General features: G+C 46.8%; 13 protein-coding genes and 1 tRNA gene. 8 read left to right on the forward strand and 6 right to left on the reverse strand.

Annotated features, from left to right (window positions below):
- Nucleotides 1–108: 108 nt before the first annotated feature.
- The 5 genes from lon to E6Q52_RS04515 form a co-directional block, all read right to left on the reverse strand.
- Nucleotides 109–2,544: an endopeptidase La gene (gene lon / locus E6Q52_RS04495; RefSeq protein WP_292819045.1), complete on the reverse strand. Its 2,436-nt coding sequence runs from the start codon at nt 2,542–2,544 to the stop codon at nt 109–111.
- A gap of 135 nt (nt 2,545–2,679) precedes the next feature.
- Nucleotides 2,680–3,969: an ATP-dependent Clp protease ATP-binding subunit ClpX gene (clpX, locus tag E6Q52_RS04500; RefSeq protein ID WP_292819048.1), complete on the reverse strand. Its 1,290-nt coding sequence runs from the start codon at nt 3,967–3,969 to the stop codon at nt 2,680–2,682.
- A 27-nt stretch (nt 3,970–3,996) separates the two neighbouring features.
- Nucleotides 3,997–4,644 carry an ATP-dependent Clp endopeptidase proteolytic subunit ClpP gene (gene clpP / locus E6Q52_RS04505; protein ID WP_292819051.1) on the reverse strand — a complete coding sequence of 216 codons (648 nt, stop codon included), beginning with the start codon at nt 4,642–4,644 and terminating at the stop codon, nt 3,997–3,999.
- A gap of 3 nt (nt 4,645–4,647) precedes the next feature.
- Nucleotides 4,648–5,958, reverse strand: coding sequence for a trigger factor (gene tig / locus E6Q52_RS04510; RefSeq protein ID WP_292819054.1), 1,311 nt, complete (start codon nt 5,956–5,958; stop codon nt 4,648–4,650).
- A 304-nt stretch (nt 5,959–6,262) separates the two neighbouring features.
- Nucleotides 6,263–6,637, reverse strand: a complete 375-nt coding sequence (locus E6Q52_RS04515) for a RidA family protein (RefSeq protein ID WP_292819058.1) — start codon at nt 6,635–6,637, stop codon at nt 6,263–6,265.
- 291 nt (nt 6,638–6,928) lie between these two features.
- Between E6Q52_RS04515 and E6Q52_RS04520 the strand changes: the two genes are divergently transcribed.
- From E6Q52_RS04520 to E6Q52_RS04535, 4 genes are read left to right on the forward strand one after another with little or no spacing between them, the layout of a single operon-like run.
- Nucleotides 6,929–8,401, forward strand: coding sequence for a site-specific integrase (locus E6Q52_RS04520; RefSeq protein ID WP_292819061.1), 1,473 nt, complete (start codon nt 6,929–6,931; stop codon nt 8,399–8,401).
- Nucleotides 8,401–10,176, forward strand: a complete 1,776-nt coding sequence (locus E6Q52_RS04525) for a hypothetical protein (RefSeq protein WP_292819064.1) — start codon at nt 8,401–8,403, stop codon at nt 10,174–10,176. Before E6Q52_RS04520 ends, E6Q52_RS04525 begins: the two co-directional genes overlap by 1 nt.
- Nucleotides 10,176–12,167, forward strand: a complete 1,992-nt coding sequence (locus tag E6Q52_RS04530) for a hypothetical protein (RefSeq protein WP_292819067.1) — start codon at nt 10,176–10,178, stop codon at nt 12,165–12,167. Before E6Q52_RS04525 ends, E6Q52_RS04530 begins: the two co-directional genes overlap by 1 nt.
- Nucleotides 12,160–12,549, forward strand: a complete 390-nt coding sequence (locus E6Q52_RS04535; protein WP_292819070.1) for a hypothetical protein — start codon at nt 12,160–12,162, stop codon at nt 12,547–12,549. Before E6Q52_RS04530 ends, E6Q52_RS04535 begins: the two co-directional genes overlap by 8 nt.
- A gap of 11 nt (nt 12,550–12,560) precedes the next feature.
- Here the strand turns inward: E6Q52_RS04535 and E6Q52_RS04540 are convergent.
- Nucleotides 12,561–12,644 (reverse strand) — tRNA-Leu (locus E6Q52_RS04540).
- 313 nt (nt 12,645–12,957) lie between these two features.
- On the opposite strand from E6Q52_RS04540, the gene E6Q52_RS04545 reads away from it, so the two are divergent.
- The 4 genes from E6Q52_RS04545 (at nt 12,958) to E6Q52_RS04560 (ending at nt 18,925) form a co-directional block, all read left to right on the forward strand.
- Nucleotides 12,958–13,194 carry a hypothetical protein gene (locus tag E6Q52_RS04545; RefSeq protein ID WP_292819072.1) on the forward strand — a complete coding sequence of 79 codons (237 nt, stop codon included), beginning with the start codon at nt 12,958–12,960 and terminating at the stop codon, nt 13,192–13,194.
- 77 nt (nt 13,195–13,271) lie between these two features.
- Complete coding sequence (locus E6Q52_RS04550; protein WP_292819075.1) at nt 13,272–14,690, forward strand: TolC family protein; 1,419 nt, start codon at nt 13,272–13,274, stop codon at nt 14,688–14,690.
- A complete protein-coding gene (locus E6Q52_RS04555; protein WP_292819078.1) occupies nt 14,687–15,751 on the forward strand; it encodes an efflux RND transporter periplasmic adaptor subunit in 1,065 nt (354 codons plus the stop codon). Before E6Q52_RS04550 ends, E6Q52_RS04555 begins: the two co-directional genes overlap by 4 nt.
- 36 nt (nt 15,752–15,787) lie before the next feature.
- The gene (locus E6Q52_RS04560; RefSeq protein ID WP_292819081.1) at nt 15,788–18,925 is read left to right on the forward strand and encodes an efflux RND transporter permease subunit; all 3,138 of its coding nucleotides are present in this window, start codon (nt 15,788–15,790) and stop codon (nt 18,923–18,925) included.
- Nucleotides 18,926–18,936: the final 11 nt, after the last annotated feature.

Raw genomic sequence — 18,936 nt, forward strand, 5'->3', positions numbered from 1 at the left:
ATAACTAGTTAAAAAGACAGGTACATCCTGTACCGTCTTTATATCAAGCCGCAAAACGAGCTGTCAAGCGCTAATCCGGCCTTTTGACAATAATTCGCATCAATTTTACTAATGCGTGACAGCTTGCTCCGGATTCGCGTCGCCAGTAGCCACAATCTCTACAGCTGGCGCGGTGACGGCCAACGGTTTTGGCGCACTTTCAAGTGCCAAATCCAGCACCTGATCTATCCATTTGACGCAATGAATATCCAAGTCTTTTTTAATATTGGCCGGAATATCAACCAAATCTTTCTCGTTGGCCGAAGGAATCAGCACCGTCTTGATGCCACCTCTATGTGCAGCCAACAGCTTCTCTTTAAGCCCACCAATCGGCAACACTTCACCACGCAAGGTAATTTCACCCGTCATCGCGACATCTGCACGCGCCGGAATGCCAGTGAGTATGGAGACAATCGCTGTCGTCAGACCGATACCCGCACTTGGGCCATCTTTAGGCGTTGCCCCTTCTGGCAAGTGGATATGGATATCTTTTTTCTCGTAGAAATCGGTCGGAATCCCCAGGCCTTCTGAACGGCTGCGAACAACGCTCATGGCGGCTGTCACAGATTCTTGCATCACGTCACCCAGTTTACCTGTCGTAATGGTCTTACCTTTACCTGGCAAGGTCACTGCCTCAATCGTCAACAATTCACCACCCACCGAGGTCCAGGCCAAGCCAGTCACCTGCCCCACCTGATTTTCTTTGGCGGCTACACCGAAGTCATAGCGCTTGACGCCCAGGTATTGCTCAATGTTTTTGCTAGTGATATTGATTTTTTTAACTGTTTTGGTTTTGCCTTTGGCCAGCAATTGCTCTTTAACGGCCTTACGGCAAATTTTAGCGATCTCTTGCTCAAGACGACGTACACCGGCTTCTCGCGTGTAATAGCGCACAATATCGCGCAACACGCTCTCAGCCACGGCAATGTCAGTGGACTTGAGTGCATGCGCCTTCAGTTGCTTAGGCAACAGGTAGCGCTGTGCGATATTGATCTTTTCGTCTTCGGTGTAACCAGACAAACGGATGATTTCCATGCGATCCAACAATGGCTCAGGAATATTCATGCTGTTGGCAGTTGCCACAAACATGACGTCGCTCAAGTCGTAGTCGACTTCAACATAGTGATCGGCAAAGGTATGGTTTTGCTCCGGGTCCAGCACTTCTAACAACGCAGAAGAAGGATCGCCGCGCATGTCCTGCCCCATCTTATCGACTTCATCCAGTAAGAATAACGGGTTTTTAACGCCAACCTTGGTCATGCTCTGTAGCACTTTGCCAGGCATAGAGCCGATATAAGTACGACGGTGTCCACGAATCTCGGCTTCGTCACGGACGCCACCCAAAGCCATACGCACAAACTTGCGGTTCACTGCTTTAGCTATGCTTTGACCCAGCGAGGTTTTACCCACCCCTGGCGGACCTACCAGGCACAAAATCGGCGCTTTAAGCTTACCCACGCGTTGTTGCACTGCCAGATACTCAACAATACGCTCTTTAACTTTATCCAGGCCATAATGATCTGCATCCAGAATCGCTTCTGCGGCTTGCAGGTCTTTGCTGATTTTGGTTTTCTTTTTCCATGGCAGATTGAGCAACGTATCGATGTAATTGCGCACCACTGAGGCTTCAGCCGACATTGGCGACATCAATTTGAGTTTTTTTAGCTCTGCAGTGACTTTGGCCAAGGCTTCTTTAGGCATGGCGGCATTTTTAATGCGCTGCTCCAGCTCTTCCATCTCTGCGTTTTCGTCCTGCTCACCCAGTTCTTTCTGAATGGCTTTGACTTGCTCATTCAAGTAGTACTCGCGCTGACTTTTCTCCATTTGACGCTTAACGCGGCCACGGATACGTTTTTCCACCTGCAATATGTCGATTTCAGATTCCATCAAGAACAGCAGATGCTCCAAACGCTCAATCACACTGAGCATTTCCAGCACTTTTTGCTTTTCTTCCAGCTTGAGGGTCAAATGCGCAGAAATTGTATCCGCCAGACGACCTGGCTCATTAATGGTGGCCAGCGAGGTCAAAATTTCTGGTGGAATCTTTTTGTTCAGCTTCACATATTGATCAAACTGGGTCATGACCGTACGCATCAAGGCTTCAGCCTCTTTATCGTCCTGATCAGTTTGCTCGACCTCTTCACCCAACGCCATAAAGCAGTCGTCAGTCTCTACAAAATCAGACACGCGAACACGATGCAGGCCTTCAACCAGCACTTTCACGGTACCATCAGGCAACTTCAGCATTTGCAAGACGGTGGCCAGCGTGCCGATTTCATACAGGTCTTCTGCCACCGGATCATCTTTGTTGGCAGATTTCTGAGCGACCAGCAAAATCTTTTTATCCCCTTCCGAGGCGCGCTCCAGGGCTTTGACCGATTTGGTACGGCCAACAAACAACGGAATCACCAGATGTGGGTAGACGACGACATCGCGTAATGGCAATAACGGGATTAAAGCGTTTTCTTCGGGGATCTCGGAGTCAAGCAAAGTGTGTTCTGTCATAGCGTCTTTCAAAAAGTGACAAAGGAGCCAGTCCTTTGCATTTAGATGGGAACATTCTTTGAGAATTCAAGAGAGCAAGCATCTAATGTTGTAGATGCTATCTTGCAATAGCCGGGCGGCTATTGCAAGGGGGATTTAGCTTGCGTTTTCGACGCGTTTTTGTGCATCCTGATAAATCAGAATAGGTTCAGAAGTGTGTTCAATCACGCCAGCATCGACAATGACTTTAGCCAAGCCTTTGAGTGATGGCAATTCGTACATGAGGTCCAGCAGCGCGTGCTCCATAATAGAGCGCAAACCACGTGCACCGGTTTTACGTTCAAGCGCTTTTTTAGCAATTAACAGCAAGGCAGAATTTTCAAACTCCAGCTCTACGCCTTCCATCTTGAACAACTTCATATACTGTTTGGTCAAGGCGTTTTTCGGCTCAACCAGAATCGTCATCAACGCGGCTTCATCCAGAGATTCCAGGGTTGCCACCACTGGCAAACGACCAATAAACTCAGGGATCAGACCAAATTTGATTAAGTCTTCTGGCTCAACTTCACGCAAGACTTCGCCCACAGCACGCACGTCTTCTTTGCTTTTTACTTCAGCGCCAAAACCAATGCCGCCTTTTTCTGAGCGATGACGGATGACTTTTTCCAGACCGTCAAAAGCGCCGCCGCAAATGAACAGGATATTAGTGGTATCCAGTTGCACGAACTCCTGGTTAGGATGTTTGCGGCCACCTTGTGGCGGCACAGAAGCAATCGTGCCTTCAATCAGTTTCAGCAAGGCTTGTTGCACGCCCTCCCCTGACACGTCACGGGTAATTGATGGATTGTCTGATTTACGAGAAATCTTGTCGACTTCATCGATATAAACAATGCCGCGCTGTGCTTTTTCAACATCGTAATCGCACTTTTGCAGCAATTTTTGCATAATGTTTTCGACGTCTTCACCGACATAACCGGCTTCCGTCAAAGTGGTGGCATCCGCCATCACAAATGGCACATCCAGCAAGCGCGCCAATGTTTGTGCCAGCAAGGTTTTGCCGGAGCCAGTTGGCCCAATCAGCAAAATATTGCTTTTTTGCACTTCAATATCGTCTTTACCAGTCTGATTGCCATCAGACAGCGGATTATAACCAAGGCGCTTGTAGTGGTTATACACCGCTACAGCGAGGTTCTTTTTCGCCTGTAACTGACCAATCACGTATTGATCAAGTATCTGGCAAATTTCTTGTGGTGTCGGCAGTTTTTTGTCTGCAGACTTGATCTCATTAAGGCTCTGGATTTCTTCGCGAATGATGTCGTTGCACAAATCAACGCATTCATCACAAATGAATACAGACGGGCCTGCAATCAGTTTTTTGACTTCGTGCTGGCTCTTGCCACAAAACGAGCAATATAAAAGCTTTTCGCTATCAGATTTGTTTGCCATGCTATTCCCCTGCGGTTTGCTCGCTGATTAAACAGCGCTACGTGCGGCAATCACCTGGTCTACCAGGCCATAAGCCTTGGCAGCGTCAGCACTCATAAAATTGTCACGATCGGTATCGTTAGCAATAGTTTCAATTTTTTGGCCAGTATGATGCGCCATAATGCCATTTAACTTGTCTTTGAGGTACAAAATCTCTTTGGCGTGAATCGCGATATCAGACGCCTGGCCCTGAAAACCACCCAAAGGCTGGTGAATCATGACACGGGAGTTAGGCAGGCAGAAACGCTTGCCCTTGGCGCCAGCGGTCAACAAAAACGCGCCCATGCTGGCCGCCTGGCCAATACACAAGGTGCTGACATCCGGCTTGATAAACTGCATGGTATCGTAAATCGACATCCCGGCCGTCACAGAACCACCCGGAGAGTTGATGTACAAAGAAATATCTTTGTCAGGATTTTCAGCTTCCAGAAACAACAGCTGCGCGACCACCAGATTGGCTGTCATATCATTGACCGGGCCTACCAAAAAGATGACGCGCTCTTTGAGTAGTCGTGAATAAATGTCATATGAACGCTCACCGCGGCCACTTTGCTCGATGACCATTGGGATATAACCAAGCCCTTGTGGCTCCATTGTTTGTTGCATCATGCCCTCGTTCGCGTTCATATAATTCATGGTTTAAGCACCTGCCATCATCAATTCATCAAATTTAATTTTTTTGTTAGTGACTTTGGCTTTATCCAACACCCAGGCCACTACATTTTCTTCGGTTGCCAATGCTGCTGGCTCATCCAGACGTTTAACATCTGCATAGTACCAGCTCACCAGCTCGTCAGGTTTCTCAAAGCTTTGTGCAAAACTGTCTACCATTGCGCGCACTTGATCAGCAGTTGCTTGCAAGTTATTAGTATTCACCAGTTCAGTCAATACCATACGCAGTTTGGCGTTGCGTTGTGCCTGTGTTTCAAACACAGAAGGCTCCATTGGCACTTGTGCTGGGTCTACGCCACGCTGACGCAGGTTTTGTGCGGCCACTTGCATCAAGCGGTTGGTTTCTGCAGAGACAATTGCTTTTGGCAATTCAAAGCTGGTTTCATCGACCAATGCCTGGAACACAGACTCTTTCACACGCGCTTTGATACGCTTGTCAACTTCTTGTTCAAGGCTTTGCTTGATTTCAGACTTCATGGTGTCGAGGTTGCCGTCTTCCACGCCCAGGTTTTTTGCAAACTCAGCATCGATTTCAGGATAAACCGGTTGTGACACAGACACGAACTTCACGTCGTAAGTCACTGTTTTACCTGCCAATTGTGCAGGATTGTGATCGGCTGGATAAGTAATATCAAATGACTTCTCAGTGCCGGCTTTACCACCGATCAAAGCATCATCAAACTCGCTCACACGGCCAGGCTCACCAATCACCAGATCAATGCCACGGTCGCCGGTGCTTTCAACCTGTTGGCCATCGATAGAAGCCGTCAACGTGATGTTGATACGGTCGGCTTTTTTAGACGCACGCTTGACAGGCTCGTAGCTCACGCGCTGTTTAACCAGTACGTCCAGCGTTTTCTCTACGTCAGCATCTGACAACTCAAGTGTTGGACGCTCGATCTTCACTTTGCTCAGATCGCCAATGGCCACTTCCGGGAAAATCTCGAAAGTTGCAATGTATTCAAACTCTTCTGCCGCATCTTTAAATGGCAGGTGTTCAATATTCGGGAAGCCAGCCACACGCAGCTTGTTTTGCTCAACAGCCTCACCAAAGCTGGTTTCAACCGCTTTGGAGTACACCTCGTCACGCACCTGGTCACCATAGTGCTGATTCACCAGGCCAATAGGCGCTTTACCCGGACGGAAGCCAGAAAATTTGGCTGTACGAGAAATTTGCTGTAAACGTTGTCTGATTTGCCCTTCCAGCGGAGCTAAAGGGACTTTGATAGTCATGCGACGTTCCAAGTTGCTGACTGTTTCAACAGATACTGCTGCCATGCTGAACTTCCTGTAAAAATCGTTTTAATAACGATGGGTTATGTAAGTAGACACATGCTTGTGCGTCTTAATCAATGTTTAAACACAACCTGATCACACTCTAAGGGGATTCGATTGCGATCAAATTATGAAAAAAGAACCTAAAAATATAACACAACTCTGAATTGAAATAAACTTCAAGCCGACAGCGATACTGCAAGCGGAGCATCAAGCTTGCACTAATAGACAGAGGCCCATCAAAAAGCCTGTGTTTAAAGCCAATATGGCGCCAGAAAAGCAGACTTCAAGCGCCAGACGCTGGCGATTAGCTTAAAGCAACAATCGCTTCGATTTCTACTAATACGTCACGCGGCAGTTTAGCCACTTGCACGGTAGAACGCGCAGGCGTGTGCGTCACAAAAGCTTCAGCGTAAATCTGGTTCATCGCGGCAAAATCGTCCAGGTTTTTAAGAAAAACCGTGGTTTTCACCACTTGCTGCAAATTGCCGCCAGCCGCTTCAATGATCGCCTGCAAATTCGCCAATACCTGACGGGTTTGCGCCACTATGTCGCCATCATTCAAGCTGCCATCTGGACGCAGTGCAATCTGGCCAGAAGTATAAAGGATATTACCAACGACAACCCCTTGCGCATAAGGGCCAATTGCAGCGGGTGCGTGCGGTGTTTGTACGATATTCATGTGCAATCTCTTTCTGCCAGCCGTCCAACGGCTAATCAACCAAAGCTAAAAACAATAAAGGCCTCCTGCAACGGAAGCCTGTTATTTAGTTCATACACCACCTGATCACGTTTAGATCGTAAAGCCCGATCAAAATTTTAGGTGGTGCGAAAGGAGAGACTCGAACTCTCACGCCGCGAGGCGCTGGAACCTAAATCCAGTGCGTCTACCACAGGCTAAACGTACACTTATTCGGTTCGGGGTACATGTGATAGACTATGTACATACTACTCTCGAATAAGTATTTTGTCAATGTCAAAACCCTTCAGAAGCGTTTCTAGGCGCGTCTATATTCCGGATCTGAAAATCCAGGAAGTTAAGCTTGATTCGGAATCTGGAGAAGTCACTTACGTCACAGTTAACGACAGCCATTTATCTATTGTTCCAGACTTTCCAGTTCTAATTCAGAGCGATGGCATTCCCTGGACGTTGGGTAATATCTATTTGATTAAGAGACTTGAAAACACCCGTAAATACGAATCGAAGACTTGGGAAAATTTATCTAGCGATCTACTTCATTACCTAAGATGGCTGGAATCAAACGATATCGATCCACTCTACTTCCACAAAACAAAACGATTTGAGCGCCCCACTTATCGATATCGTGCGCATTTGATTAATGAAATTAACAGCGAAAATACGGCAAACAGCACAGCCTCTAACCGTATGAACACGATTATCAAATTTTACAAAGGCCTTGTTGCATACAACATTATCGACAACGACATTCTCACATTGGCTTGGGAAGATAAACAGCTACTCGTTAACATTCTTGGCAGGGATCTACAATCTAAAACGCTGTCCATCACAAGCACAGACCTAGCAATTAAAAAAGCATCCACCCAGGTCAGATCTGACCGAATCAATGATGGCGGGCAACTTAGACCATTGAGTGATGAGGAACAGAAAATTCTAAGTGAGAATTTACGTCACTCTGGAATGAGTTATCGCTTGATTTTTGCTATCGCAATCCTTACTGGAGCCAGACTTCAAACCATTTGCACTCTCAGAGGGAAGTCATTATTGGATTGCATTTTTGATAAGGAAAACAATCGATACTTGCTGCATCTGAAAGGTGGTAATCAGCTTGTAGACACTAAGAAAAGCCAACCTCTCACAATTGCATTTCCTGCACAACTTTACGACGTACTTCTCAGGCACTGGAACAGCCATGAATCAATTAACCGGCGCCTTAAGAGCTTTTATGGTAATTCTGAAACTAACTATCTCTTCTTGAACAAAGAGTCTGAACCGTACCAGACATCCAAGCAAGAAATAATAGACAGAAGAGATCCAAAGGTTCTTGCCAAAATGAGCCTAACCCTATCTGAAGCTCGATCCCACACTACTCGAAAGGGACAATCCATTTGGTCATTTATCAATGGTGTTTTGCTGACCCGCATTCGCAAGGAGCATAGTGAATACAAAGACTTCAGCTTCCATGATTTACGTGCAACTTTCGGCATGAACACACTGGAAACATTGTTGCGAGTAGTAGATAGCCACAACGACTCCCTAAAGAAACAAGGTAAGGAATCAAACCTTGGTACAGAATGGGTCTTAGAGCAGGTACAGCAACGGATGGGCCATAAGGATATTGCTACCACCATGCGCTACTTGAATTTCCAGCGCAATCAACAATTCAGAGCTCAGATTCAAAGTAGCGTCGAAGACCAATTAATGAAATACATTCCAAGCCATTTATTTGATACAGATTATGAATAATGAATAAACTGACAACCAGAACAATAAAACATTATCTACCAGATGAATTCACGGACGAAAAACCAGTAAATTTGCATGATTGCATGTTCACTCTCAAGGATGGAAGCCATATTGATATTGGAGCTATGTGCTTCCGAGTCTTTTCTGAGAGAGTTAGTCGTAAAACTGATGACTCTCCCAATGTAAGGCAAGTAGACATCAGCACTTTGGACACGAATCGAAATTTGTTCTTGGCCAATTTGATTGACGCATTGAGGTCAAAACCGGATTTGAGACCCTCTTCTAAAAGAACTCATATCCTCCTCATAATTCAATTCATATTTTGGATTGGAAAACATTTGCCTGGCTTCGATATTACTGTCAAAGAACATGTTAAAAATGCCTATATTGAATACACTAAATGGCTATTTCATCGCATTAAACTGAAAGATGGTCACAAGTTAAAAATGAAGAACAACAGTGCTTCAGTTTGTCAGAAAGTTGCAAGATCGGCATGCAGTTACATGACAAATCAATCTGAACGAGAAATCGAGTTTTGGGGCTCTGCGATTAGATGGGATGACCGCGATAGCTTTGTTGGCACGCTAACTAACAAAATCATTTCTGATGACGACAAATTGAAAACATATGCAGCACTTTGCGATTTCATTCACCAGACATGGTGTGTGTTAATCGAAAAATCTCAAAATTCTATTAGTGTTGACCAGCAAATTTTAGTTTTTGATCAGGGACAAATAGGTTTTAAAAAGTTATATTCGAAAGTCTCAGTAGCAGCTCTGATGTCATTTATTGGAGCTACTGGAGCAAACCTTCAGGTGGCTCTGGATGCAGAGATTGATAAATTTGAATTCGATCAAACGCAAAAATATACTCGACTATCAGGGACGAAAGTTCGGGCTAACAATAAAACTGTTTTCCCTGAATTTGCTTCGAAATATCTTTCCGTATGGAAGAAATGGCTTGATATCAGAAATTTTTGGTTACAAAGATATGGCTTCACTTCGAACCTTGCATTTCCATTTATCAATGAAAACGGTCTTGTAACACCCATGCCCAGTAGCATGACAGATAGGTCCAAAGCTAATGCCACTTTCTTCGAAGATTTCTACTCAATAACTTGGATAAACGCCAGAATTTGGCGAGGCTTTAAATCAAAGTTAATTGGTAAAGCTAGTGAAAATGATATTTTCGCTAGTGCGGATATGCAGGGTCATAACATCAGCACCGCATTGAGACACTATAGCAATCGAAACTTAGCGGATGCATCCTTAGAGATTAGTAACGCTTTAAATGCTGTATATCAGAGCGCTATTGATAGAACAAGATATAAACCTACGATAAGCGTGCCCATTGTTGCCATCCATAACCCAAACACCACTACCGCTATCGGAGAATGCACTAGTGAAGGCAGTTTGAAGCCATATATGGCAGAAGGCTTTACTCTATTTGCACCAATCCCGAATTGCTCTGTGAAAGAAACATGCATATTTTGCGACAAGTATGCCGCACACGCAGATAGCATAGACATACGCAAGTTATTAAGCCTGAAATTCCTCATAAATGAATTGGGCAATTCGATGCCGCAAGATGAGTGGTCAACTAGATGGGCATCATACATCTACCGCATAGACGAAATACTCAATGAAATTGTTGGCCAGGACCCAAGTTTGATTAACTTAGTTGATCAAATCCAAGAAGACGTTGAACTTGGAGGTCTAGATGAATTCTGGCTGGATTACTACGAAACATTAACTCATCTCGGAGTAGTTGCGTAATGAGCATTTATTCAGAGCAAGTTAGCTTAGCGATTAATACTGAACTACCGCTTATTCATCCGCCATCAATTAACCTGGATGTAGGTCCAGAAACTATTATTTCGTATGACTCCAATGGTGTGGTCGCGTCAAGATTCAAAGATAATACTTGGGATTTCTCAGCAATAGGCACTAAGGGAGCCAGGCTCAATTTTGATGCCAACAAATATTCAAGCCAAGTGCTGCATGAAATCAAATCCATCATGTACGCAAGAATCTACTGGTCTCCATCAATAAGGTCAATACAAAGCTTGAGAATAACTCCTGTACATGCACTTGCTGATTGGGCCAGCAAGAATGGATTATCGATACAGAAGCTACTCAACGACGATAGACTTGTACTAGGTATTTCATCCAGCCTCGCGGCACTATCAAACAGATCTGCACAGGCTATTGGAGCGCTTGTAAATGAGTTGACCAGAATTAGGATTATCAACAGTAGCTTTGTCATTGCACCTGCTGATTTCAATTTATCAGATAGACTTGAAGGTATTGTTACATCCATACCAGAGGACAGAATCAAACAGACTGCAGTGATCCCGACCAGGATTTATGCTGAACTTATAACCAACTTAAGCTCCTTCATTCAGGACTATGCGGATAACGCTAAAAGAATCGAAAGCTTCTTCTTATACGTCAGCAATGGCTTAAGAACTGGTGGGCACTTGAAAACATATAGTGGATTCAAGAGTTGGTATAAGCGCCCGGAAAACTACCAAAAGATCTTGCAGGAATTTCAGTTGACTGAATTAGCCATCAAGTATGGATTGAGTGATAAAAAGCGCTGGAACGTGTTCTTAAGAGACATTCAAGAAGCTGCTAAATACTGGATTCACTTATTCACTGGAATGAGAGATCAAGAGGTGAATTCTCTCAGCAGAGAATGCTTAAGTAGGGTTAAAAACAATGGCGTATCCACTAAAATCATCCAAGGATTTACTACTAAAACTATTGGCTCTGGTGCTACTGCTACTTATTGGATCACCACTGACATTATTGATCTGGGCTTGAATGCAGCACTATCGTTGGGAGAAATATCTGCGATTGATAACCAGTGGGAATTACATCCCATCGAATTTCCATTATTAGCGCCATTAACCAAACCAGATAAAGAAAAACACTCTTCAAGGTTTCATGCAAATGCTCCTTTGCTAAGAGGTTTGAGTGGCGAGCGAATAGCAGATTTCTTGTCTAGATTTCCTAGTCTCAATGTCTCTGAATCAGATTTAGCAGAACTCCATGAATTCGATGGATTTAGGGACTGGAGTGAAGATGTAAAACTCAATGAGCCTTGGCCATTGACTACACACCAGTGTCGCAGATCTCTAGCAGTATATCTGGCTAGATCTGGCCTGGTTTCAATTGGATCATTGCAATTACAGTTTAAACACTTGCTAACAGCAATGACTAGTTACTATCGTCGAAATTCTTCCTATGCTAAGAACTTTATTCTGAATGACACTAAGGATGAATTTCATATGGCTCAATTGAAATTCATCGATTCAGTTGAGACTGAGCAGAGAGTTGCTCAATTCTTGGATTATGAGCAATCAGTCATTAAAAATCAGGATCAACTATGGGGCGGTGAAGGCTCCAGAATTCGTAGCGCATCCAAGACAGATAAGCCACTTATCATTGTCACCGACACGCTCAGAACAAAGGATAAATTTCTCAAGGGAGAAATGGCATTCAAGCGAGGTCCAATTGGTGGATGTACTAACGTGGGACCATGCGACAAAGTTAGCATCACACATGTTGGCACTCCCTGCATGGGATGCAGTAAGTTTATTGGTGATACAGAGAGTATTTCTAAGGTGGAAATTGCATTAAATCAACTATATAGGGTAAGAGATAAATACCCTGTATCAAGCCTTCACTATCAACAATTGCAGACTGATATCACTGAATTCGAATCAAAGCTGAAAAAGGCTAAAGACGCTCTAAATGACTGAACGGACGAAAATGGAAATTGAATACCTGGCTGCAATGCAGAGACTTTTGGACAGAAAAGAAACCATAAGTTTGAATGCAATTGCTATTGAGGCTGGGAAGAAAGCCGGCTCATTACGCGCAGCAAGGTATCCAGAAATCCTCAAAGAGATCAATCGCATCATAGAGGTTCAAGAAGCCAATTTAATACAGCATACAGCCCCAAAATTTGAGGAGAAGATTCGCCAGAAAGACGATGAATTGCAATCGTTAAAGCAGGATTACGCTATTACCGTACAGAAAGTTATTTCTTTGGAGCGTCAGGTGTTTAAGCTACAAGCTGAATTGGCTGGTTATAGGAAAGATAATCACAGTGTGATTTCATTCCAGAAGCCTAGGAAGTAATTTTTATAATTTGGTGCGAGAAGAGAGACTCGAACTCTCACGCCTTTCGGCACTAGTTCCTAAGACTAGCGTGTCTACCATTCCACCACCCTCGCATTTAGGGCATGTACATTTACGCTACAAAGTAACATCTTAACATGTACAAATTTGGCATGTACATATGTACACTTTGTAAAACTGAACAAAACCAGTTAAAACCTAGCGAAAGCATATGTACATGGTATGGGGCACTTTAGCCTGCTACCAATTCCGCCACTTTCGCATCTTGCCAGCCAAAACCAACAATTCGCTATTATAGCCCATTTTTAGCCATGCCCACAAACTTGTGGCGTTCACATTGACAAGCCTGACGTTCAACTGCAAGATGCTGGATTAAATATCAACAATAAGTTGTTCATGGGACAGGATATGCATTCAGCCGAAGAAAACATGCTTAGAGCGGAGCTTGAGCTCTTGATGCGAGAGCGCGAAATTTTGCTCAAAATTACTGGCGTGGCTGCCGGTTTAATTGCGGAACTCAATACCGCCGACTTGCCGATCCGTACGGTTGAGGCTGCCGACTTGCTGGCAACCACCATCAATCAACTGCCGGAAGAGCTGTTGCAAGATGCGCTGGATGCCGCCCACGCGACCATCATCGAATAATTGCAGGTGTAAAAATATGCACGCGTCGAAGACACACTCGCCGGGGGCTGGTGTTTGACGCCAGCCTTGCACACGCCATGCGTCTGCTCGTTTATCTCTCACCGCTGTTATTGACAGCCTGCGGCATCGCCTTCCAGGCCAAGCCGATTCCGCAACAACAGAATATTGATACCATCGTAGAGGCCACGCCGTCTGCCGATGGCTTTAAAACCTTTGTTGCCAGCCAATCACCGCAAACACCTTGGCCAATTGATACCTGGGACTTGGATAGCCTGACGCTGTCAGCACTTTACTTCCACCCTGCCCTCAAAGTCGCCAAATCTGATTATGCGGTCGCCTTGGCGGGGATCACCAGCGCGGGCCTGCGCCCGCAAGTCGGCCTCAATGGCCAGTTATCACACAGCAACCGTGCCAATGGCGATATTAATCCATGGTCGTACGGTTTACAGGTAGATATTCCGGTCATCACTGCCAACAAACGGCAAATCAATATAGAGATTGCACAATACCAGGCCGATATTGCCAAAATCATGGTCTCGGAAACCGCCTGGATGTTGCGCCAGCAACTGAGCCTGGACTTGATCCTGCTGGCCGAACAACAAGCCATGCAAGGTAGCCTGGCGAGATTGCAAAAAGCGCAGGAGACCTTACTCGCAGCCTATCAAAAACGGCTCGATCTAGGCGTTGCGGGCAAGTCGGATGTATTGCCTATTCGCCTGCAACACGACCAATCCGCCTGGCAATTGCAGCAACTGCGCTTGCAAATCAGACAAACCGAGCAAAAAGTGCTGCATGATGCCGGCCTGACCGAACAGCATAACCTGCCGCTGAATATTGCGCCGATTCAGTTGTCGCAGATACTCAAGGCGAGATTTACACAGTCGCAAGCCTATGCCGATGCCCCGACCATCCAGAACACGGCATTAACCAACCGCATGGATATCCAGCGCGGGCTGGCGCAATACGCCAAAGCGGAGTCTCAGCTCAGACTCGAAATGGCCAAGCGCTATCCGGACCTGTCACTCAATCCAGGCATGATTTACGAGTACGGCGACAAAATCTGGTCACTAGGCATAGGCACCATGCTCAACCTGCTCAACAAGTCTTCTGACCTGTGGGCACATGCCGAGCAAGTGCGGCAGAATGAAGCCGTGCGTTTTTACGCCCTACAGCACCAGGTGATCCAGTTGTCTGAGCAGTCTTATATTAAATATCGCGACTCGGCCAACCTGCTGGTGACACTGACACGTGAATACGAACAACAGTCACACCGCAAAGCGCAACTGGAAAACCAGTGGCATCAAGGGTTGATCGATAAAACCGAATACCTGCAAACTGAAATCCAGTTTTACAACGCGCAGCAACGCCTGATTACACAACAGGCTAATGTCATGCGTGCCCTGCAAGAGATTGAAAACGTGATGCAAAAACCGATTGCACTGTCGCAGCGTGCACCGGCCTTTGCCAACCAGCAGCAAAAGGCGCCAGCAAAATGAATAAAAAAGCACTCTGGATTATCGGAGCCCAGATTATTTTAATTGTGATTCTGATTTGGGCCATTGTGTTTGTTGGCCGCGATGAATACGAGTCCATTCAAGAAGATAGCGAAGAAGAGGTAGAAGGCCCGCTGCACGTCACCGAGCAAAACGGCTTGCAGGTCGTGCAACTGAATCTGGCCACCCAAAAAAATAGCGGCATCAGCGTGCAGCCTTTGCAGCCATATGATTACCACGGCAATATCAAGGTGCTGGGCTCTGTCATCTCCATCCAGACCTTAGTTGACTACAACAGCCAGTACCAGCAGCTGAAGTCACAATTGGCAGTGGCAGAAAGTGTATTGCCGAACCACCAACTGCAGTATCAGCGCTATAAACAGCTTAACGAAGATGACAAAAACGTGTCTGACAAAGCGCTACAGGAAGCACACGCACTGGTAATTAGTGACCAGACGCAAATTAAAGCCACACAAGCGCAACTGAAAGCACTCACCGACACCATTATTGCGCAATGGGGACAGCCACTGGCCATGCTGGTGACACAACATCCGTCACCAGGCCCGCTACATGAGTTGCTGACGCAGAAAAAAGTGTTGGTGCAGGTTAGTTTTCCGTTGAAATTCAAAGCACCAGAAGGTAACTCCAGCCTGTTTATTTCGCCGATTCAGGATGAAGTGACGCCGATTAAGGCCGATTACGTCTCGCAATCGATTCAAACCGATATCAGCAATATCGGTAAAACCTATTTCTATAGTGCCCCAGCAGATTATCTGCGCGTAGGCATGCGAGTGAATGTGGTGCCAGCAGAGTCATCCTCGGCCACCATCAAAGGCGTCATTGTGCCTAACCAGGCGATTGCCTGGCATGGCGGCATGGCCTGGATTTACGTTAAAACCAAGCCGGATACCTTTTTGCGCAAGCCAGTCGCCTCTGACATTGAGCTCGATAATGGCTGGTTTGATAACAGTATTGCACCTGGCACTGAGGTGGTGACGCGTGGCGCACAGCTGCTATTGTCTGAAGAATTCAAATTTCAGATTAAAAATGAAAATGAAGATTAATCTGCAAGCGCCGAGTCATTACAGAGGGCTACCAGCATGATGTCAGCACTGGTCAGGTTTGCCATCCGTTTTTACGGCGTGATGATCGGGCTCGCCCTGCTGGTGGTGGTCTATGGTGCCTACAGCCTGACGCAGAGCGACTTAAACGTCTTTCCTGAGTTTGCACCAACACAAGTAGTGATTCAAACTGAATCACCTGGCCTCTCAGCCAGCTTGGTCGAAAAACTGGTCACCCAGCCGATTGAGAATGTGATTTCGGGGGCCATCGGTATTAAAAGTCTGCGTTCACAGTCGATTCCCGGACTATCGATTGTCACCGTGATTTTTCAGGACAAATCAGACATTTACCGTAATCGGCAAATCGTTGCTGAACACCTGAACATGCTTGGCAGCCAGTTGCCGCCTGGCATTGTGCCCAATATCACTCCGCTCACCTCCTCGGCCAGCACAGTCATGGGCATAGGCGTCACCTCGGACAAACTATCGCTGATGCAACTGCGTACGCTGGTCGACTGGCATTTAACGCCGCATTTGATGGCGATTCCTGGTGTGGCAGATATTAATGTCTATGGCGGCGAAGTACGCCAGTTTCAGATCAAGATTGATCCACGTAAACTGATGTTGTATCAATTGAACGTGCAAGACGTGGTGAATGCCGCCAGCCGCGCCACCGGCGTGCGCGGCGCGGGCTTTATTCAAAATGACAACCAACGCATTATCCTCAATAGCCAGGGCCAGACGACCACGCCGCAGCAGTTAGCCAATATCACGCTGTTGCGCAAACTGGGCCGTACTATACGCATCAGCGATGTCGCAGAAGTTGCCGAAGGCGCTGCCCCGTCTATCAGCGCAGCCGCGATCAACGGCCATCCGGCTGTTTACTTGTCAGTGCAAGGCCAGCTAGGCGCCAATGTGTACGCATTGACCCAACTACTGGAGCGCAAACTATCAGACATCGAACCGAGCCTGACGGCGCAAAAAGTCACCCTGCATAAAGGCTTGTTCCGTCCGGCCAACTTTATTGAAACGGCCATCCACAGTCTGCGCACTGACATTTTAATCGGCTCGTTCCTAGTCGTGCTGGTGCTGTTCGCATTCCTGTTTAACGTGCGCACGGCCGTGATTTCAGCAACGGCGATCCCGCTGTCATTGCTCACCGCGATTGTTGTGCTGTATCAATACGGCGTCGGCCTGAATATTATGGTGCTGGGTGGCCTAGCGATTGCGCTGGGGGAGGTGGTTGACGACGCGATTATTGATACTGAAAATATCTTCCGCCGTCTGCGCGAAAACCGGCAACTGGCGCAACCACTGCCTGCGGCGCAAGTCGTGTTCCAAGCCTCGATGGAGGTACGTAGTTCTGTGGTCTACGCTACCATGATTGTGGCCTTGGTCTTTTTACCGCTGATTACGCTGTCTGGCGTCGCGGGTAAATTATTTGCACCGCTAGGCTATGCCTATATTTCAGCCATCCTCGCCTCGCTGGTCGTGGCGCTGACGCTCACCCCTGCACTCTGCTATGCCTTACTGGCAAAAGCACCGCTTGAAAACGAAGACTCTCCGGTTTTGCGCTGGCTCAAACAAGGCTACATCAAGCTGCTGCACCAGATTGAGCATCGTTACCAATTGATATTGATCACCAGTTTTATCTGCATTGCGCTCGGCCTCGCTATTCTACCTTTGTTTAGAAGCCAATTTATCCCTGCCCTGCGCGAAGGCCACTACATTTTGCACATGACGACCGTGCCTGGCACCTCCGAAGTGCAGTCACTGAAACTGGGTAACCAGGTCACTAAAGTGCTGCTGGAAATTCCAGGTGTGAAAAGCGTCGCACAATGGGTAGGCCGCGCGCCCAATGCGGCGGACACCTTTGGCACGCATTACAGTGAATTTGAGGTCGAAATCGGCACTGTGTCTGGCAAAGAGCAAGAACGTATCTTTCATGACATTCGTGAAGAGCTTGCAGGTGAAACAGAGGACGACGATGGTGATGGCAAAGTCGAATTGGGCTTTGTCGGTGCCAATTTTGCGATTAATACCTTTTTAACCGAGCGCATTGAAGAAACCATTTCTGGCTATGCCGCTGGCCTGGTGATTAATATTTTTGGTCAGGACCTGGATGCGCTGGATAGAGATGCGCAAAAAGTAGCTCAGCTGCTTGGCAGCATCCGCGGCGTGCGCGATGTCATGGTGCAATCGCCGCCGGAAACACCTGAAATTGTAATCCGACTCAAGCAGGAAAAACTGGCCTTATGGGGTCTGCAACCTGTCGATGTGCTAGACACCGTCAAGGCCTGCTATGAAGGTGTACCCGTCAATCACGTGTTTATGGGCAACCGTTCTATCGGTGTCAGCGTGCTGCTCAATGATGCCTCACGCGATGACATTGCTGACATGCGCAATATCCCGATTTTTAACGCCGAGGGCCAAATGCTCAAGCTATCGGATGTCGCCTATGTGGCGCAAGAAGGTGGCCGCTCCAAGATTTTGCACTCAGGTGCCAAGCGCATTCAAACCATCACGGCCAATATCACTGGACGAGACCAGGCTTTATTACTAGAGGATATCCGTAATACCCTGCACAAAAAACTGCAATTAAACAGTGGTAACTACCTGGAGTTTTCTGGTGAGGCAGAAGCCAATGCGCAATCTCGTCAGGACCTGATTATTCACTCACTGGTGGCTGGTGTGGCGATTTTTCTCATGCTCTATATCGCCTTTGGCCGGTTGCGCAACCTGATGCTCACGTTCGCCAACCTGCCCTTTGCACTGATAGGCGGCGTGGTCGCTACATTTTTTACCGGCGGCTGGATTTCCGTGGGCACGCTGGTCGGCTTTGTCACGTTGTTTGGCATTACGTTACGTAACTCCATCATGATGGTGTCACACTTTCAGCACCTAGTGGACCACGAAGGCTGCACCTGGAACCTGGAGACCTGTATTCGCGGTGCGGCTGAGCGCTTGCCATCTGTGTTAATGACCGCACTGGTCACGGCACTGGGCTTACTGCCACTGGCCATCGGTAGCGGTGAGCCGGGACGCGAAATTGAAGGACCGATGGCGACGATTATTGTCGGCGGCCTCATCTCCTCGACCATCCTCAACTTGCTGATTTTACCGACCATCATGCTGCATTTTGGCCGTTTTGAGAAAACCGATACGGTAGCGCTGTAAACACGCTCATG

Source organism: Methylophilus sp. (assembly GCF_008015755.1).
In the GTDB taxonomy this organism is placed as follows: Bacteria; Pseudomonadota; Gammaproteobacteria; order Burkholderiales; family Methylophilaceae; genus Methylophilus.